Origin of the sequence: Shinella zoogloeoides (assembly GCF_033705735.1) — a bacterium.
Taxonomy (GTDB): Bacteria; Pseudomonadota; Alphaproteobacteria; order Rhizobiales; family Rhizobiaceae; genus Shinella; species Shinella zoogloeoides_A.
Genome location: NZ_CP131131.1, coordinates 1110134 through 1124816, shown reverse-complemented (window position 1 = coordinate 1124816; position 14683 = coordinate 1110134). Strand labels below are relative to the sequence as shown.

At 65.3% G+C, this 14683-nt stretch carries 13 protein-coding genes; 8 read left to right on the top strand and 5 right to left on the bottom strand.

Going from position 1 to position 14683, the window contains the following annotated elements:
* Window positions 1-8: 8 nt before the first annotated feature.
* Window positions 9-1406, top strand: coding sequence for an NCS2 family permease (locus ShzoTeo12_RS22940; RefSeq protein WP_318912605.1), 1398 nt, complete (start codon window positions 9-11; stop codon window positions 1404-1406).
* Window positions 1407-1472: 66 nt separating this feature from the next.
* The gene (gene ade, locus ShzoTeo12_RS22935; RefSeq protein WP_318912604.1) at window positions 1473-3260 is read left to right on the top strand and encodes an adenine deaminase; all 1788 of its coding nucleotides are present in this window, start codon (window positions 1473-1475) and stop codon (window positions 3258-3260) included.
* A 66-nt stretch (window positions 3261-3326) separates the two neighbouring features.
* Here ade and ShzoTeo12_RS22930 read toward each other — a convergent pair whose 3' ends face one another.
* The gene (locus ShzoTeo12_RS22930; protein ID WP_318912603.1) at window positions 3327-5429 is read right to left on the bottom strand and encodes a methyl-accepting chemotaxis protein; all 2103 of its coding nucleotides are present in this window, start codon (window positions 5427-5429) and stop codon (window positions 3327-3329) included.
* A 301-nt stretch (window positions 5430-5730) separates the two neighbouring features.
* Here ShzoTeo12_RS22930 and ShzoTeo12_RS22925 point away from each other — a divergent pair, with 301 nt between their 5' ends.
* Both ShzoTeo12_RS22925 and ShzoTeo12_RS22920 read left to right on the top strand, forming a co-directional pair.
* Complete coding sequence (locus ShzoTeo12_RS22925; protein ID WP_318912602.1) at window positions 5731-6642, top strand: agmatinase; 912 nt, start codon at window positions 5731-5733, stop codon at window positions 6640-6642.
* 149 nt (window positions 6643-6791) lie between these two features.
* Window positions 6792-7889, top strand: a complete 1098-nt coding sequence (locus tag ShzoTeo12_RS22920) for a branched-chain amino acid aminotransferase (protein WP_318912601.1) — start codon at window positions 6792-6794, stop codon at window positions 7887-7889.
* An 83-nt stretch (window positions 7890-7972) separates the two neighbouring features.
* Here ShzoTeo12_RS22920 and ShzoTeo12_RS22915 read toward each other — a convergent pair whose 3' ends face one another.
* The 4 genes from ShzoTeo12_RS22915 to ShzoTeo12_RS22900 all read right to left on the bottom strand — a co-directional run bounded on the left by ShzoTeo12_RS22915 (window position 7973) and on the right by ShzoTeo12_RS22900 (window position 10875).
* Window positions 7973-8848, bottom strand: a complete 876-nt coding sequence (locus ShzoTeo12_RS22915) for a helix-turn-helix transcriptional regulator (RefSeq protein ID WP_318912600.1) — start codon at window positions 8846-8848, stop codon at window positions 7973-7975.
* A gap of 36 nt (window positions 8849-8884) precedes the next feature.
* Window positions 8885-9640, bottom strand: a complete 756-nt coding sequence (locus ShzoTeo12_RS22910; RefSeq protein ID WP_318912599.1) for an SDR family NAD(P)-dependent oxidoreductase — start codon at window positions 9638-9640, stop codon at window positions 8885-8887.
* On the bottom strand, window positions 9618-10103 hold the full coding sequence (locus ShzoTeo12_RS22905; RefSeq protein WP_318914350.1) for a 2,4'-dihydroxyacetophenone dioxygenase family protein: 486 nt from the start codon (window positions 10101-10103) through the stop codon (window positions 9618-9620). The genes ShzoTeo12_RS22910 and ShzoTeo12_RS22905 overlap by 23 nt, the downstream gene beginning before the upstream one ends.
* Window positions 10104-10167: 64 nt before the next feature.
* The gene (locus ShzoTeo12_RS22900; RefSeq protein WP_318912598.1) at window positions 10168-10875 is read right to left on the bottom strand and encodes a FadR/GntR family transcriptional regulator; all 708 of its coding nucleotides are present in this window, start codon (window positions 10873-10875) and stop codon (window positions 10168-10170) included.
* Window positions 10876-11117: 242 nt separating this feature from the next.
* Between ShzoTeo12_RS22900 and ShzoTeo12_RS22895 the strand changes: the two genes are divergently transcribed.
* The 4 genes from ShzoTeo12_RS22895 (at window position 11118) to ShzoTeo12_RS22880 (ending at window position 14647) form a co-directional block, all read left to right on the top strand.
* Window positions 11118-11897 carry an ABC transporter substrate-binding protein gene (locus tag ShzoTeo12_RS22895; RefSeq protein WP_318912597.1) on the top strand — a complete coding sequence of 260 codons (780 nt, stop codon included), beginning with the start codon at window positions 11118-11120 and terminating at the stop codon, window positions 11895-11897.
* Between the two features lie 70 nt (window positions 11898-11967).
* On the top strand, window positions 11968-12636 hold the full coding sequence (locus tag ShzoTeo12_RS22890) for an amino acid ABC transporter permease (RefSeq protein ID WP_119255672.1): 669 nt from the start codon (window positions 11968-11970) through the stop codon (window positions 12634-12636).
* Between the two features lie 34 nt (window positions 12637-12670).
* Window positions 12671-13444 (top strand): amino acid ABC transporter ATP-binding protein, encoded by a 774-nt coding sequence (locus ShzoTeo12_RS22885; RefSeq protein ID WP_318912596.1) that lies wholly within the window; start codon window positions 12671-12673, stop codon window positions 13442-13444.
* 30 nt (window positions 13445-13474) lie between these two features.
* Window positions 13475-14647 (top strand): pyridoxal phosphate-dependent aminotransferase, encoded by a 1173-nt coding sequence (locus ShzoTeo12_RS22880; protein WP_318912595.1) that lies wholly within the window; start codon window positions 13475-13477, stop codon window positions 14645-14647.
* The last annotated feature ends 36 nt before the right edge of the window (window positions 14648-14683 follow it).

Sequence of the window (14683 nt, the reverse complement as noted above, 5' to 3'; positions counted from 1 at the left end):
GGAACGACATGAACTATCAATCGAAAGTCGCGGAAGATCCCGCGAGCCGGTCACAGTCCCGGCTCGCCGGCACCATCGACCGCCTGTTTGAAGTTACCCGGGGCGGATCGACGATCCGCACGGAAATCATCGCCGCCCTGACCACGTTCCTGGCGGCGTCCTATGTCATCGTGGTCAATCCGGCGATCCTGCAGAACGCCGGCATTCCCTTTTCGGCGGGCGTGACGGCGACGGTGCTCGTCAGCCTCGTCGGCAGCTGCGCGATGGGTCTTTACGCGCGCAGCCCCATTCTGGTCGCGCCCGGCATGGGCATCAACGCGCTCTTTGCCTATACGATGGTGATGGGCGCCAACGTGCCGCTGGAGATCGCGCTCGGCTGCGTCTTCTGGGCGGGCGTGCTCTTCACCATCCTTGCCATGCTGAACCTTCGCACGGCCGTCATCGACGCGATCCCGAAGGACCTGCGCTACGGCATTGCCTGCGGCATCGGCCTCTTCATCGCGCTGATCGGCTTCGAGAACGCCAAGTTCATCGTGGCGAGCCCCGACACCATCGTCGCGCTCACCCAGTTCACGCCCGTCACGCTCACTTTCATCGCCGGCTTCATCATTACCGCCGCGCTGGTGATCCGCCGGGTGCCGGGCGCCATGATGGCGGGCATGATCGTCACCACCGTGCTGGCGATCCCGATCGGCCGCTGGTGGGGCGACGGCAGCGCCTTTGCCGGCACACCCGACGTGCACACGCTCGTCAACTGGAGCGGGCTTCTCGCGGCCCCGGACTTCAGCTTCGTCGGCCGGATCGACCTGATCGGCGCGCTGCAGATCGCCTATGTGCCCTTCGTCTTCGTCTTCCTCTTCACCAATTTCGTGGAAGCGCTCTCGACCTTCCTCGGCCTTGCGGAAGCAGCCAACCTGAAGGACGAGAACGGCATGCCGCGCAACGTGAAGGAATCGATGCATGTCGATGCCGTCGCGGCCCTCATCTCCGCGCCGCTGGGCACGAGCCCGGCGACCGTCTACCTGGAATCGGGTGCGGGCATCGCGCAGGGCGGGCGCACCGGCCTCGTCGCCTTCATCGCGGGGCTCTGCTTCCTGCCGTTCCTGTTCCTGTCGCCACTGCTGTCGCTGGTACCGGCAATCGCCACGGCCCCGGTCCTCATCCTGACCGGCCTCTTCATGTCCGAGCCGATGGGGCGGATCAACTGGGGCGACATGGAGGATGCCATTCCGGCCTTCCTCGCCATCGTGCTCATCCCGCTGACCTTCTCCATCACGCTCGGCCTGTCGCTCGCCATCATAGGCTTCGTCGTCATGAAGCTGGTGCTCGGCAAGGCGAGGGAGGTGCGGCCGGTCATGTGGTTCGTCGCGGTGCTCGCCGCCATGCTGGTGATGCAGGTTCAATGATTATTTGCGGCGGCGCGATGACGTGCCGCCGCATGCATAAACCGGGTTAGGAAGGAACAGGCGGAAATGCTGCAATCATGGTCTGAAACCGCGCCGCTTCTGGTGGATGTCGCAATGGGGCGCAAGCCCGCGGACCTCGTCATCCGCAACGGCCGATGGGTGAACGTCTATTCGGGCGAGATCGTCCCGAACACCGACATCGCGGTTGCCGCCGGGCGCTTCGCCTATGTCGGCCCCGATGCAGGCCATACGATCGGCGAGGGGACCAAGGTCGTGGATGCCGGCGGACGTTACCTCGTTCCCGGCCTTTGCGATGCGCATATGCATGTGGAAAGCGGCCTCGTGACGGTGACGGAATTCGCCCGCGCGGTCGCCCCGCACGGCACGACCACCATGTTCATCGACCCGCACGAGATTGCCAACGTGCTCGGCATGGCGGGCGTGAAGCTGATGAACGACGAGGCGCAGAGCCTGCCTCTCAACATCTTCGTACAGGTTCCGAGCTGCGTTCCGAGCGCGCCGGGCCTGGAAAATGCCGGCGCAACGCTGAACGCCGAGGACGTGCGCGAGGCCCTCGCATGGCCGAACATCATCGGCCTCGGCGAGATGATGAATTTCCCCGGCGTTGCCGCAAACGACCCGAAAATGGTTGCGGAAATCGCCGCGACGCAGAACGCCCGCCTGACGGTCGGCGGTCACTATGCCTCCCCGGACCTCGGCCGGGCCTTCCATGCCTATGCGGCGGGCGGCCCGGCCGACGACCACGAGGGAACCACCGTGGACGACGCCATCGCGCGCGTCCGCCAGGGCATGCGCGCCATGCTGCGCCTCGGTTCCGCCTGGTTCGATGTGGCCGCGCAGGTCAAGGCCATCACCGAACGCGGCGTCGATCCGCGGAACTTCGTGCTCTGCACGGACGACAGCCATTCCGGCACGCTGGTCAATGACGGCCACATGAACCGGGTGGTGCGCCACGCCATTGCACAAGGTTTGCGGCCGATCACCGCGATCCAGATGGCGACGCTCAACACGGCGCAGCATTTCGGCGTCGAACGCGAACTGGGCTCGATTGCCCCCGGTCGCCGCGCCGACCTGATCGTGACCTCGGACCTTGCCGCCCTTCCGGTCGAGATGGTTTTCGCCCGCGGGCGGCTGCTGGCGGAAGACGGCGCGCTTGTCGCCGACATTCCGGCCTACGACTACCCGGCCAGCGCGAAGAATACGGTCAAGCTCGGCAAGATGCTGACCGCCGCGGACTTCGACATCGCCGCCGCCGGCGCCGCGCAGGTGGACGTGCGGGTGATCGGCGTCGTCGAGAACCAGGCGCCGACAAAGGCCTTGCAGCGCAGCCTGCCGGTCAGGGACGGCGTGGTCGCGATGGACCGGCCGGGCGATGTCTGCCAGATCGCGCTGGTGGAACGCCATCGCGGCACGGGCGGCGTGGTGAACGCCTTCGTCTCCGGCTTCGGCTACGATACCGATTGCGCCATGGCCTCGACGGTCGCCCATGACAGCCATCACATGATCGTCGTCGGCACCAACAAGGCCGACATGGCGCAGGCCGCCAATCGCCTTCAGGAAGTCGGCGGCGGCATCGTGCTGATTGCCGGCGGCAAGGAACTTGCGCTGGTCGAGCTTCCCGTCGCCGGCCTGATGTCGGACGAGCGGGCGGAAGTCGTTGCGGAAAAGGCCAATCGGCTGGTGGAAGGCATGCGCGCCTGCGGCTGCACGCTCAACAACGCCTATATGCAGCACTCGCTGCTGGCGCTGGTGGTGATCCCGGAACTGCGCATTTCCGATGTCGGCCTGATCGACGTCACCCGCTTCGAAAAGACGGACGTCATCATTCGCTAGAATACGCCATTCATGAAAAAGCCCGCCGCGATGCTGTCGCGGCGGGCTTTTCGTTTCAGGAACCGGTCAGGCGGCGTATGCCATGCCGGTTCGCGCGGCCTTCGGCGCTACCGTATTGCCGAGCCTGAACTGGGCGAGCAGTGCGTTGAGCTCGGCGGCTTCGGTGGCAAGACCGTGGCTGGCGGCGGTCTGTTCCTCCACCATGGCGGCGTTCTGCTGCGTGCCCTGGTCCATCGTGTTGACGGCGGTGTTGATCTCGTTGAGGCCCGTCGACTGCTCGCGGGCGGCGAGAACGATGGCATCCACGTGGCTGTTGATCTCCTGCACTTCGCGGACGATGGCTTCCAGCGCCGCGCCCGTCTCGCCGACGAGGGTCACGCCGGAGCGGACCTGATCGCCGGAGGTGGTGATGAGCGCCTTGATCTCCTTGGCGGCGTTGGCCGAACGCTGGGCGAGTTCGCGCACTTCCTGCGCCACGACCGCAAAGCCCTTGCCGGCTTCGCCCGCCCGCGCCGCCTCGACGCCGGCATTCAGCGCGAGAAGGTTGGTCTGGAAGGCGATATCGTCGATGACGCCGATGATGTTGGAGATTTCGCCGGAGGACTGCTCGATGCCCTCCATGGCCGTGACGGCGCGGCGCACGATCTCGCCGGATTTCTCGGCACCCGTGCGGGCGCGGGCGACGAGAGAGCCCACTTCTTCCGCCCGGCGGGTGGAATCCTTGACGGTCGTGGTGATCTCTTCCAGCGCCGCTGCGGTTTCCTCGACGGAGGCCGCCTGCTGCTCGGTGCGGCGGGCGAGCTGGTCGGCGGAAGCGCGGATCTCGCTGGCGCCGCCGTCGATGGCCATGGCCTTCTCGCCGACCGTCGACATGGCCTTGTGCAACCTTGAGACGGAATGGTTGAAGTCGTTGCGCAGCCGGTCGAGATCACCTGCGAAGGGCGTGTCGATCCGCGAGGCGAGGTCGCCCTCGGCAAGACGGCCGAGCGCGTCTGCGACGGTTCCGATCGCGAAATTGACGTTTTTCGCTTCCTCGGCCTTGATCGCTTCGCGCTGCTGGCGCTCCTTCTCGGTGAGCGACTGGTTCTCCTCCGCCTCGCGGGCGAGGCGGCCGCGCTCGATGATGTTCTCGCGGAACACGGCGACGGCGGCGGCCATCTGGCCGATCTCGTCCGTGCGGTCGGCATCCGGAATCTGTTCGGAAACGTCGCCGCGGGCGAGCTTGCTCATCATGCCCGTCATGCGCAGCACCGGCTTGACCACCAGTGCGGACAGAAGCAACGCGAGAACGCCGACCATGGCGATGACGCCGACCGCCGTGCCGATGGAGGCGGCGATGCGGAATTCACCGATGCTGGCATAGGCGATGTCGCGGTCGACGATCAGGCAGAGATACCAGTTGCCGACCGGCAGGCCCTTGATCGGCATGAAGCTGACGAGGACGGACTTGTCGCCGAGCCGGGTTTCCATCAGGCCCTTGCCGTCGATGGCAGGCGTCTGGTCCGGGAACACGTCGGTGAGGGACTTGGAGACCAGTGCCACGTCGGGATGCACCAGGACCGTGCCGGCGCTGTTGACGAGGAAGGCCGAGCCCATGCCACCGAGCGTGACTTCGTCGACCACGCCGATCAGGCCCTTCAGCGAGAAGTCCGTGCCGGCGACGCCGAGCAGCTTGCCGTCGCGCTTGACGGGGATGGCGGCGCTGATCACCAGCTGGTTGCTAGCGGCGTCGTTATAGGGATCGGTCAGGAGCGGCGCGTCGAGCGCGACGGCATCCTTGTACCAGCCGCGCTGGCGCGGATCGTAGCCCTTCGGCATCTCGGCGGGCGGCATGCGGGTGAAGCTGCCGTCGGCCTGGTCGCCGAAATAGATCATGTCGAATTCGTGCGTCATCAGCGGGCTGTCGAAACGCTGGAGGAGCTCTTCCTTGCTGGCGGTCCTCGCGGAGGCTTCCGCCGCGGTCTCGGTCAGCATGACGCGGGCGTTCAGCCAATTGGCGATGCCCGTCGCGGCCAGCTGGCCGGAGGACTGGATCTGCGATTCCACCCCGCGGGAAATGGCATTGCGCTGGAGATTGTCGATGTAGACCGAGAAACCGCAGAAGGCGGCGATGACGGCAAGCGATGCCGCCAGCAGTATCTTGGTCATAAGGTTGAGACGCTTGCTCAAGGAATTCCCCCGTACTCCACCATCGGCCCGCGCGCCATTCAAGGCTCGCGAGGTCTGGCATGTCGAAAAATGCTGAAAAATCATGCCTTCATGGCGGTGTCGAAGCGAATGCTCCCAGAGCGGGACAGTGAAGGGATATCGTTAAAACTCACCTAAAAGGCGAGGTGATAGTTTTCGCCTAGTGCCTCGGGCGGATGGCGCGCTTTGTCCGGCGGGCGCCTCACTCCTGTTGACATTCGCGCCGGCTTCCACCTTCCTCGGCGAACGATTTTCACGCCAGCGCATTTGCAGGATTGCCATCATGACCGCCTCGCCCTTCTTCCTCGGTTTGCCCGCCAGCCTTGCCGATGGCCGCAATCCCCGCGCGGTGATCTTCGGGGCCAGCCATGGCAGCACTTATCCCGGCAAGGACAGCACCGGCTATGCCACGGCCGCCGACGCCATCCGTGCGGCGAGCCAGGCGGATGCCGGCCTTGTGGAGCATTGGGATTTCGATCTCGGCGGCCCGTTGTTCGATGGCCGGCCGATCTGCTGCGTCGATAGTGGCGACGTACCGACCGTCATGCACGACAATGCGGGGAACCGTGCGAAGATCGAGGCGAAGACCCGCGAGATTCTTGCAATGGGGGCCGTGCCGATCCTGCTTGGCGGCGACGATTCCGTGCCTATTCCCTTCCTCGCTGGATTTGCCGATCAGGGGCCGATCTGGATCGTGCAGATCGACGCGCATATGGACTGGCGCGATGAATTGCATGGCGAACGCTACGGCTATTCGAACCCGATGCGGCGGGCGAGCGAAATGGCGCATGTCGCCGGCATGGTGCAGGTCGGCATGCGCGGCGTCGGCAGCGCCCGCCCCGCCGAGATCGAGGCGGCCCGGCAGTACGGCAGCCGCATCGTGACCGCCCGCGAGGTGCATGCCGAGGGCGTCGAGGCCGCCCTCAGGCATGTGCCCGAAGGTGCCCGGATCGTGATCACCCTCGATTGCGACGGTCTCGATCCCGCCGTCATGCCGGGCGTCGCGGCGCGCACACCCGGCGGCCTCACCTATATGCAGGTGATCGACCTGATCGCCGGCCTCGGCAAGCGGGGAAGGATCGCCGGGTTCGATCTTGTCGAGCTCTATCCCCCGGCCGATATCGAGGGCCTGTCGGCACTGACTGCCGCGCGTCTCCTCGTCAATGTCATCGGCGCCATCGTCCGTCAGGCGTGAGAGGGCCGGAAGGGCGGAAAATCCTTTCGATGCGGCGGGCCCGCCGCAACAGAATTGCCGCCACGACATTTTTCGCATGGCAACGTTGAGAAACAGGGCGTAAGAGAGCATTTTCGCCATCTTCCGAGAACTGCTGAAAGATCATCTCCATGCAAGCCAACCGTCTTTCCTTCGACGTCAAGCCGAACGCCCATCCCATGGACGAGGCAAGCCGTCTCAAGGCCTTCGAAAACCTGGGCTTCGGAACGCTGTTTTCCGACCATATGGCCGTCGTGCGGTGGAGCGCGGACAAGGGCTGGCATGGCGCCGAAATCACGGCGCGCGCGCCCTTCCCGATCGATCCGGCCAGCAGCGTCCTGCACTATGCGCAGGAAATCTTCGAAGGCATGAAGGCATATCGCACGGCGGATGGCCGCGCGGTCCTGTTCCGCCCGGAAGAGAACGCGCGCCGCTTCAACGACTCTGCCCGCCGCATGGCGATGCCGGAACTGCCGGAGGCGGACTTCCTCGCCGCCGTCGAGGCGCTGGTGCGGATCGACGCGAAGTGGATTCCTGAAGGCGAGGGAAGCCTTTACCTGCGTCCCTTCATGTTCGCCAGCGAGACCTTCCTCGGCGTTCGCCCGTCGAAGGAATATATCTTCTGCGTCATCGCTTCGCCGGTCGGCCCCTATTTCAAGGGCGGCGCCAAGCCGGTGAAGATCTGGGTTTCCGAGACCTACACCCGCGCGGCCGCTGGCGGCACGGGCGCCGCCAAGTGCGGCGGCAACTATGCCGCAAGCCTCGTCGCGCAGTCGGAAGCGGCGGCGCAGGGCTGCGACCAGGTCGTCTTCCTCGATGCCGCCGAGCATCGCTGGATCGAGGAACTGGGCGGCATGAACGTCTTCTTCGTCATGCAGGACGGTTCCATCACGACGCCGCCGCTCGGCGGCACCATCCTTCCCGGCATCACGCGCAAGTCCCTCGTCGCGCTTGCGCGCGAGGAAGGCTTCACCGTCAATGAGGAGCGTTATTCCTTCGATCAGTGGAAGGCCGACGTCGAGAGCGGCAAGGTGACGGAAGCCTTCGCCTGCGGCACGGCTGCGGTCGTCGCCGGCATCGGCACGGTCAAGCATTCCGGCGGCGAGTTCCGGATCGGTAACGGCGAGACCGGCCCGGTCACCGGCAAGCTGCGCGAGGCGCTGGTCGGCATCCAGCGCGGCACCCGCGAAGACAGGCACCATTGGGTCCGCGCCATCGAAGGCGCGTAAGCCGCCCGCGCGAGTGGCTATCTAGAGTCTGAACCGGCCCGCCCTCATCGAGCTTCGAAGAGGGCGGGCCGTTCGATTCCGGCTCAGATGCGCTGCGACCTGTCGAGGCCGAGCAGCCGTGCCATGAGTTCGATGCGTGAGGAGACGTCCAGCTTCTGGTAGGCGCGCTTGCGGTGCGTCTTCACGGTCTCGGTGCTGACGTCCAGCTCCTCGGCGATTTCCTTTTCCGAAAGGCCGGCGATCAGGGAGCGCATGATCTGCAGCTCCCGCGCGGAAAGCTCCGCCGAGCCGAGCCGCCGCAGCCCGCTGCGGATCGGGTCGTCGTCGGTTTCGAGGTGCTTTACGCGCTTGTCCCAATGCTGTTTGCAGACGGCCAGCATGGAGGCGTAGATGGGCTCGACGGAAGCGAGGTCGGCCTGGCTGAAGCCGCGGTTGCCGCTGCGATAGAGGGCAACCTGCACCGTGTACTGGTCCGAGAGGCGAAGGGCGAGGTCCATCTCCTTCAGGCGCTTGGGCCAGCCGGCCGTGAGATAGCCGATCTCCTCGCCATCGTCGATCTCCAGCATTTCCGCGGCCGAGGAGGGTTTGCGAAGCTGCGGCGTGCGCGCGAGCTTCTCCATCAGGTAGAAACCACTCTTCATCTTGCGGCGGTGCATCTGGAAGAACGGACTGTGCGTGAAGGTGTGCTTCAGGTACGAGCCGAGCACGTCTTCATGAATCCGTTCGGGCGCAGAGCGACTGCTGACTTCCACCAGCGTATTGTCCCGGTAGAGCGAGATCATCGCGAGGTCGAAGGAGATCAGCTCCTGCAGGGTCTCTGTCAGGTGGCGGTCGAATTCGGGCCGCTCGGAAGCCTGGATGAGGCGCGCCAGAGCGTCGTCCGACCGGCGCGTCGTCGGAGGGCGGACACGCTCGGGGATCGCCAAGCGTGTCGCAGGGGCGTTATCGGACAAGGACATGCACGTCTCCTTATCTCGAACGTCGGTTCGATCGGATCAGCTGATCGAGTAACCGCCGTCCACGGGAATAACGCTTCCGGTAATGAACCCGGCATGGGGGCCGGCAAGGAAGAGCGCGATGCCGCGCAGATCCTCGGGGCGCCCCCAGCGGGCCATCGGTGTGCGGGAAAGGATCGGCCCGGCGCGTGACGGGTCGTTCTGCAGGGCGACGGTCAACGGGGTTGCGATCCAGCCCGGCGCGATGGCGTTCACCCGGATGCCCTTGGGGGCATAGGCGATTGCGAGGGACTTCGTCAACTGTGCAATGCCGCCCTTGGAGGAGGAATAGCCCGGAACCAGCCCGCCGCCGAAGAAGCTGAGCATCGAGGCGATGTTGATGATCGACCCGCCGGACCTTTCGAGAAGCGGCGCGGCCGCCTCGCACACGCGCATCGAGCCGTTGAGGTTGATGTCGACGACCTTCTCGAAGACCTCCGCGTCCAGCTCCTCGCCCCGGCGGATGATGCCGGCGCAATTGACCACGACGTCGAGGGCCTCGAAGGCGGAGACGAAGCTGCGCACCGCCTCGGTGCTGCGCACGTCGAGGAGGCGGTGGACGATGCCGGACGCGCTTTCCCGCGCGTCGGCTTCCGCGACTTCACGCTCCGTCGCGCCGGTGGCGACGACATGGGCGCCGGCATCGCGGAAGGCTTCCGCGAGCGCCCCGCCAATGCCGCCCGTGCCACCGGTCACCAGGACCGTGCGGCCCTCGAGCCAGCCCGCGGCCCAATCAGCGGATGAACTGGTCGACATAATCCGCTCCGAGCCCGACTTTCTCATAATGCGCACGACACATGTCGATCTTGGTGAAGACGTCCTCGTAGCCGATCTGCTTGTTCTCCTCGTTGAGGTAGACCATGCAGCCCGAGATATTGAAGAAGGTGATCATCTCGTCGCAGTCTTCCGGAACGTTGAGCGTGTGGATCTCGCCCGGCGGCTCGTAGACGAAGGAGCCTTCCTCGGCGACCCAGTCGTGCTCGAAATAGTGCCACTTGCCCTTCAGCACCATGCCGAAGACCGGGGCAGGATGCAGGTGGCGCGACAAGATGCCCGAGCGCGTGACCTTGAGCAGGTTGCACCACTGGCCGGTCAGCGTGTTGAGGAACATCGGGCGGAAGAAGACGTTCGGCGCCTGGGGAACCCAGACGCGATCGTCGTCGGGAATGGCCTTGAGGGCGATTTCGCTCGGGGCGAGGACGTGGGTCGACCCCTTCATGTTTGTATACACGCGCTTACTCCTTGGTTGGTTCGGTGAGGCCGCATGGGCTCGGGACTTGGGATCAGCCGACGAGGCCTGCCTCCTTCATGCGGCGGGTGGTGAAGGTGATGGTGGCGGTCATGGCCGCGCGCGCCGCCTCGGCATCGCGCTGGCGGATCGCCTCGATGATGGCCAGGTGGTTGGAAAGGTTGGCCCGGTAGTTTTCCATGTGGTTGGCCGCCACCGAGAACAGGATGCCGAGAATCCCGTCGATGGCGGAATCGAAGGCTTCGAGAATGGGATTGCCGGTCGCGCTCAGGATGGCGAGGTGGAAGGCCCGGTCGGCCGTGATGGCTGCTGTGGTGTCGCCGGTCGCCGCTGCCGCCTCCATGCGCGCGAAGGCGGTCTCGATGGCGATGATCTGCATCCGGTCCGCCCGCTCGGCAACGAGGGCCGCGGCGGCGGGCTCGAAGACGAGGCGGGCCTCGTTGATCGCCGACATGAGATCGGCCGCATGGCCGCGGCTCGCCATCACCCAGCGCAGCACATCGCGGTTGAGGACGTTCCAGCGCGCGCGCTCCGTCACCACGGTCCCGCGGCGCAAGGCCGTCTCCACGACCCCGAGGCTGCCGAGCACGCGGATTGCCTCGCGCACCGTCGAGCGGCCGACATCGCAAAGCTCCATCAGTTCCGGCTCGGTCGGGATCGTCTGGCCGACGGGATAGTCGCCGCGGGCGATCGCCGTTCCCAGCCAGTCCAACACCTCGTCCGCGCGCTTTTCCCGGGCCATTCGCCGTTCCTGTGAATAATATGATGGCTTCCAGTTATCATCAGATGATAAAATCGACAAGTCTGATTGAACGGCTGTCTTCCTCTTTCCGCGTTTCAGGCGTAAGGGGCCGGTCCATGGCAATCATGCGCCGCAACGCTGCCGCCGGCTCACGGGCTTTCGCTCGGCTTGTCCCCCCGCGAGAGGATATTTGGGCATGCCGGCATCTGGTAGACAGCGGACGTCAATCTCGGGAGGACCCCATGAAACTCAAGTCTCTGCTCGCATCGGCCTTCTTCGTCGTCGGTGCAACCGTCGCCCATGCCGACAACATCAATGTCGCGACCAACATCGCCAACCCGCCCTTCGAATTCCAGGACGGCGCCGGCACCCTGATGGGCTTCGAAGTCGACCTCCTGAACCTCGTCGGCGAAAAGCTCGGCAAGACGGTCGAATTCCAGGAAATGCCGTTCCAGAGCCTGTTCGCGGCCGTTCAGTCGAGCCGTTCGGATATCGCCATCGGCTCCATCACCATCACGCCGAAGCGTCTCGAAGCCGTTTCGTTCACGCAGCCCTTCTACGATGCCAACCAGTGCCTGACGGTCGCGTCGGCCAGCGGCATCAAGGGTGTCGAGGGCCTCGAAGGCAAGGCGCTCGCCGTCATCACCGGCACGACCGGCGAGATGTGGGCCAATGAGAACGAAGGCAAGCTGAAGATCGGCTCGGTCAACCGCTACGACGGCAATCAGGACCCGATGCTGGACATCGCGACGGGCCGTATCGACGGCCTCGTGCACGATTGCCCGATCGATGCCTATTACATCAAGGACAAGCCGCAGTTCGCCATCGTCGCGACCATTCCGACGCAGGAACAGTTCGGCCTGATGCTGCCGAAGGACAGCCCGCTTCTGGAGCAGGTCGACGGCATCATCACCGACCTGAAGAAGGACGGCAAGCTGGCGGAACTGCACAAGAAGTGGTTCGGCATCGACGCCGCCGCCGATTCGAGCACCATTACGGTTCAGCCGATTCCGGGGCGCTAAGCCTCCCGTCCACTCCTAATCAACGTTCGGCTTGGATGCGTCCGGGCCGAACACTCCATCGAGGGATCGCATGGATCTGTTCACGACATTCTTCAACATCGACGTGCTGATCCAGGCGGCGCCGCTGTTGCTCAAGGGCTTCTGGCTGACGGTTCAGCTCGGCGCGGTGAGCCTTGTGATTTCTCTGGCGCTCGGCCTTCTGCTGGTTCTGGTTCGTCTTTACGCGCCGACCCCGCTGCGCTGGCTGTCCATCTGTTACATCGACCTGTTCCGCGCGGTTCCGCTGCTGGTGCTGTTGATCCTCGTCTATTATGCCCTGCCGTTCGTCGGCATCCGCCTGTCCTCCTTCTGGGCGGCGGCAGCGGCGCTTTCGGCGGTTGCCTCGGCCTATATGGCCGAAACCTTCCGCGCCGGCATCGAGGCCGTGCCGAAGGGGCAGTTCGAGGCCGCGCAGTCGCTCGGTTTCGGCTGGCCGCGCATGATGTCCGACATCATCCTGCCGCAGGCGATGCGTCTCGTCGTACCGCCGACCACGGGCGTGTCCATCGGCCTGATCAAGGATACCGCGCTCGGCTCGGTCGTCGCCATGCCCGACCTTCTCAAGCAGGCAACGCAGACGCAGGCCTTCTACGCCAATCCGTCGCCCCTCGTCGGCGCCGCGCTGCTGTACCTGATCCTTCTCCTACCGCTGGTGCGCCTGGTCAGCTTCCTGGAAGCCCGCAAGAAGCCCTCGCGCTGATGGGTGCGCCCGCAGCCTTTTCGGAGCAACCGACATGAGCCAGAATACGCCTGCGCCTTCGAGCGCCGACCCGATCATTGCGATGCGCAATGTCGAAAAGCACTACGGCACCTTCCACGCGCTGCAAGGCGTCAACCTCGAAGTCAAGCGCGGCGAGGTGGTCGCCATCATCGGGCCGTCGGGCTCGGGCAAGTCGACGCTGATCCGCTGCATCAACCGTCTCGAGACCATCTCCTCCGGCGAGATCGTCGTCGACGGCGTGAAGGTGGAGCAGGGCAAGAACCTTGCGCTGGTGCGCGCCGAAGTCGGCATGGTCTTCCAGCAGTTCAACCTCTTCCCGCATATGACGGCGCTGCGCAACGTCGCCATCGCGCCGATCCGCGTGCGCGGCATCGCCAAGGCGGAAGCCGAAAAGCGCGCCCGCCAGCTTCTGGAGCGCGTCGGCCTCGGCGCGCATATGGAAAAGTTCCCCGACCAGCTTTCGGGCGGCCAGCAGCAGCGCGTGGCGATTGCCCGCGCGCTCGCCATGGAACCGGCGGTCCTGCTTTTCGACGAGCCGACCTCGGCGCTCGATCCGGAAATGGTCGGCGAGGTGCTCGACGTCATGCAGAGCCTTGCGGCGACGGGCGTCACCATGCTTGTCGTGACGCACGAAATGGGCTTTGCCCGCCGCGTCGCGCACCGCGTCGTCTTCATGGAAAGCGGCCAGATCATCGAGCAGAACGCGCCCGATGCACTGTTCGACATGCCGCAGACCGAGCGCGCCAAGGCCTTCCTCAGCTCCATCATGCATGGCGCTGCCGGCTGATTCAAAACGTATAAACGAAAGTCACGCACGATGATTGACACCGCTGTCGAAGCGCGGCCTGCTGTCCGCGCGCTCTCCAGTTCGCTCATCCGCGAGGTCGCGAATGCCGCGATGGGGGCATCCAATGTCCTGCCATTCTGGTTCGGCGAATCCGACACGCCCACGCCGCAGTTCATCCGCGATGCGGCGGCGGATTCTCTCCTGAAAGGCGAGACGTTCTATTCCCAGAACCTCGGCCGGCCCTATCTGCGCGAGGCCATCGCGGCCTACCAGAGCGCACTTCTCGGCTGCAGCATTTCCGCCGACCGGGTGATCGCCGTCGGTTCGGGCATGAGCGGCCTGCAGATCGCCCTGCAGCTCGTCCTGTCGCCGGGCGACCGCGTGGTGGCGGTGACGCCGCTCTGGCCGAATATCAGCGAGGCGCCGCTCATCCTCGGCGCGAATGTCGAGCGCGTCGCGCTCTCAGTCGATGACGGCCGCTGGTCGCTCGACGTGGACAAGCTGCTCGCCGCGCTGACGCCAGACACGCGCATGGTCATCATCAATTCGCCCAACAACCCGACGGGCTGGACGATCGATGACGAGAGCATCCGCGCCATCCTCGCCCATTGCCGCAAGCACGGCATCTGGATCCTCGCCGACGAGGTCTACCAGCGTCTGGTCTACGATGCCGCGCAGTCCTTCGCCCCGTCCTTCCTGCGGCACTATCAGGAAGGCGACCGGATCCTCGCGGTCAACAGTTTCTCCAAGGCCTGGTCGATGACCGGCTGGCGCGTCGGCTGGATGGTCGTTCCGCACGCGCTGATCGCGGATGCGACCAAGCTGGTCGAGTACAACTTCTCCTGCATCTTCGAGCCGACCCAGCGGGCCGCGACCATCGCGATCCGTGAAGGGGAGGCGGAGGTCCAGCGCCTGCGCGCCCATCTCGCCAGGACCCGCGCGCTCCTCGTCGAGGGTTTGCGCGGCATGAACCGCGTAAGCGTGCCGGAAGCCGGTGGAGCCATGTACGCCTTCCTTCGCATCGAAGGCTACGAGAATTCGCTGGAGCTGGCGCAGCGGCTGGTGCGGGAAGTGGGCCTCGGCCTTGCGCCGGGCGCCGCCTTCGGCGCAGAGGGCGAGGGCTGGCTGCGCTGGTGCCATGCCGTCTCGGAAGAAAAGCTCGTCGACGGCCTCGAGCGCCTCAAGGACTTCCTGCGCAAGTAGGACAATACCGCTCCCGGTCCGAACGCACCGGGAGCG

What these genes read in the sequence shown, in the direction of transcription:
- ShzoTeo12_RS22940 (WP_318912605.1), top strand. Translation starts at nt 9, where the DNA reads ATGAACTATCAATCGAAAGTCGCGGAAGATCCCGCGAGCCGGTCACAG.
- ade (WP_318912604.1), top strand. Translation starts at nt 1,473, where the DNA reads ATGCTGCAATCATGGTCTGAAACCGCGCCGCTTCTGGTGGATGTCGCA.
- ShzoTeo12_RS22925 (WP_318912602.1), top strand. Translation starts at nt 5,731, where the DNA reads ATGACCGCCTCGCCCTTCTTCCTCGGTTTGCCCGCCAGCCTTGCCGAT.
- ShzoTeo12_RS22920 (WP_318912601.1), top strand. Translation starts at nt 6,792, where the DNA reads ATGCAAGCCAACCGTCTTTCCTTCGACGTCAAGCCGAACGCCCATCCC.
- ShzoTeo12_RS22915 (WP_318912600.1), bottom strand. Translation starts at nt 8,848, where the DNA reads ATGTCCTTGTCCGATAACGCCCCTGCGACACGCTTGGCGATCCCCGAG.
- ShzoTeo12_RS22910 (WP_318912599.1), bottom strand. Translation starts at nt 9,640, where the DNA reads ATGTCGACCAGTTCATCCGCTGATTGGGCCGCGGGCTGGCTCGAGGGC.
- ShzoTeo12_RS22905 (WP_318914350.1), bottom strand. Translation starts at nt 10,103, where the DNA reads ATGAAGGGGTCGACCCACGTCCTCGCCCCGAGCGAAATCGCCCTCAAG.
- ShzoTeo12_RS22900 (WP_318912598.1), bottom strand. Translation starts at nt 10,875, where the DNA reads ATGGCCCGGGAAAAGCGCGCGGACGAGGTGTTGGACTGGCTGGGAACG.
- ShzoTeo12_RS22895 (WP_318912597.1), top strand. Translation starts at nt 11,118, where the DNA reads ATGAAACTCAAGTCTCTGCTCGCATCGGCCTTCTTCGTCGTCGGTGCA.
- ShzoTeo12_RS22890 (WP_119255672.1), top strand. Translation starts at nt 11,968, where the DNA reads ATGGATCTGTTCACGACATTCTTCAACATCGACGTGCTGATCCAGGCG.
- ShzoTeo12_RS22885 (WP_318912596.1), top strand. Translation starts at nt 12,671, where the DNA reads ATGAGCCAGAATACGCCTGCGCCTTCGAGCGCCGACCCGATCATTGCG.
- ShzoTeo12_RS22880 (WP_318912595.1), top strand. Translation starts at nt 13,475, where the DNA reads ATGATTGACACCGCTGTCGAAGCGCGGCCTGCTGTCCGCGCGCTCTCC.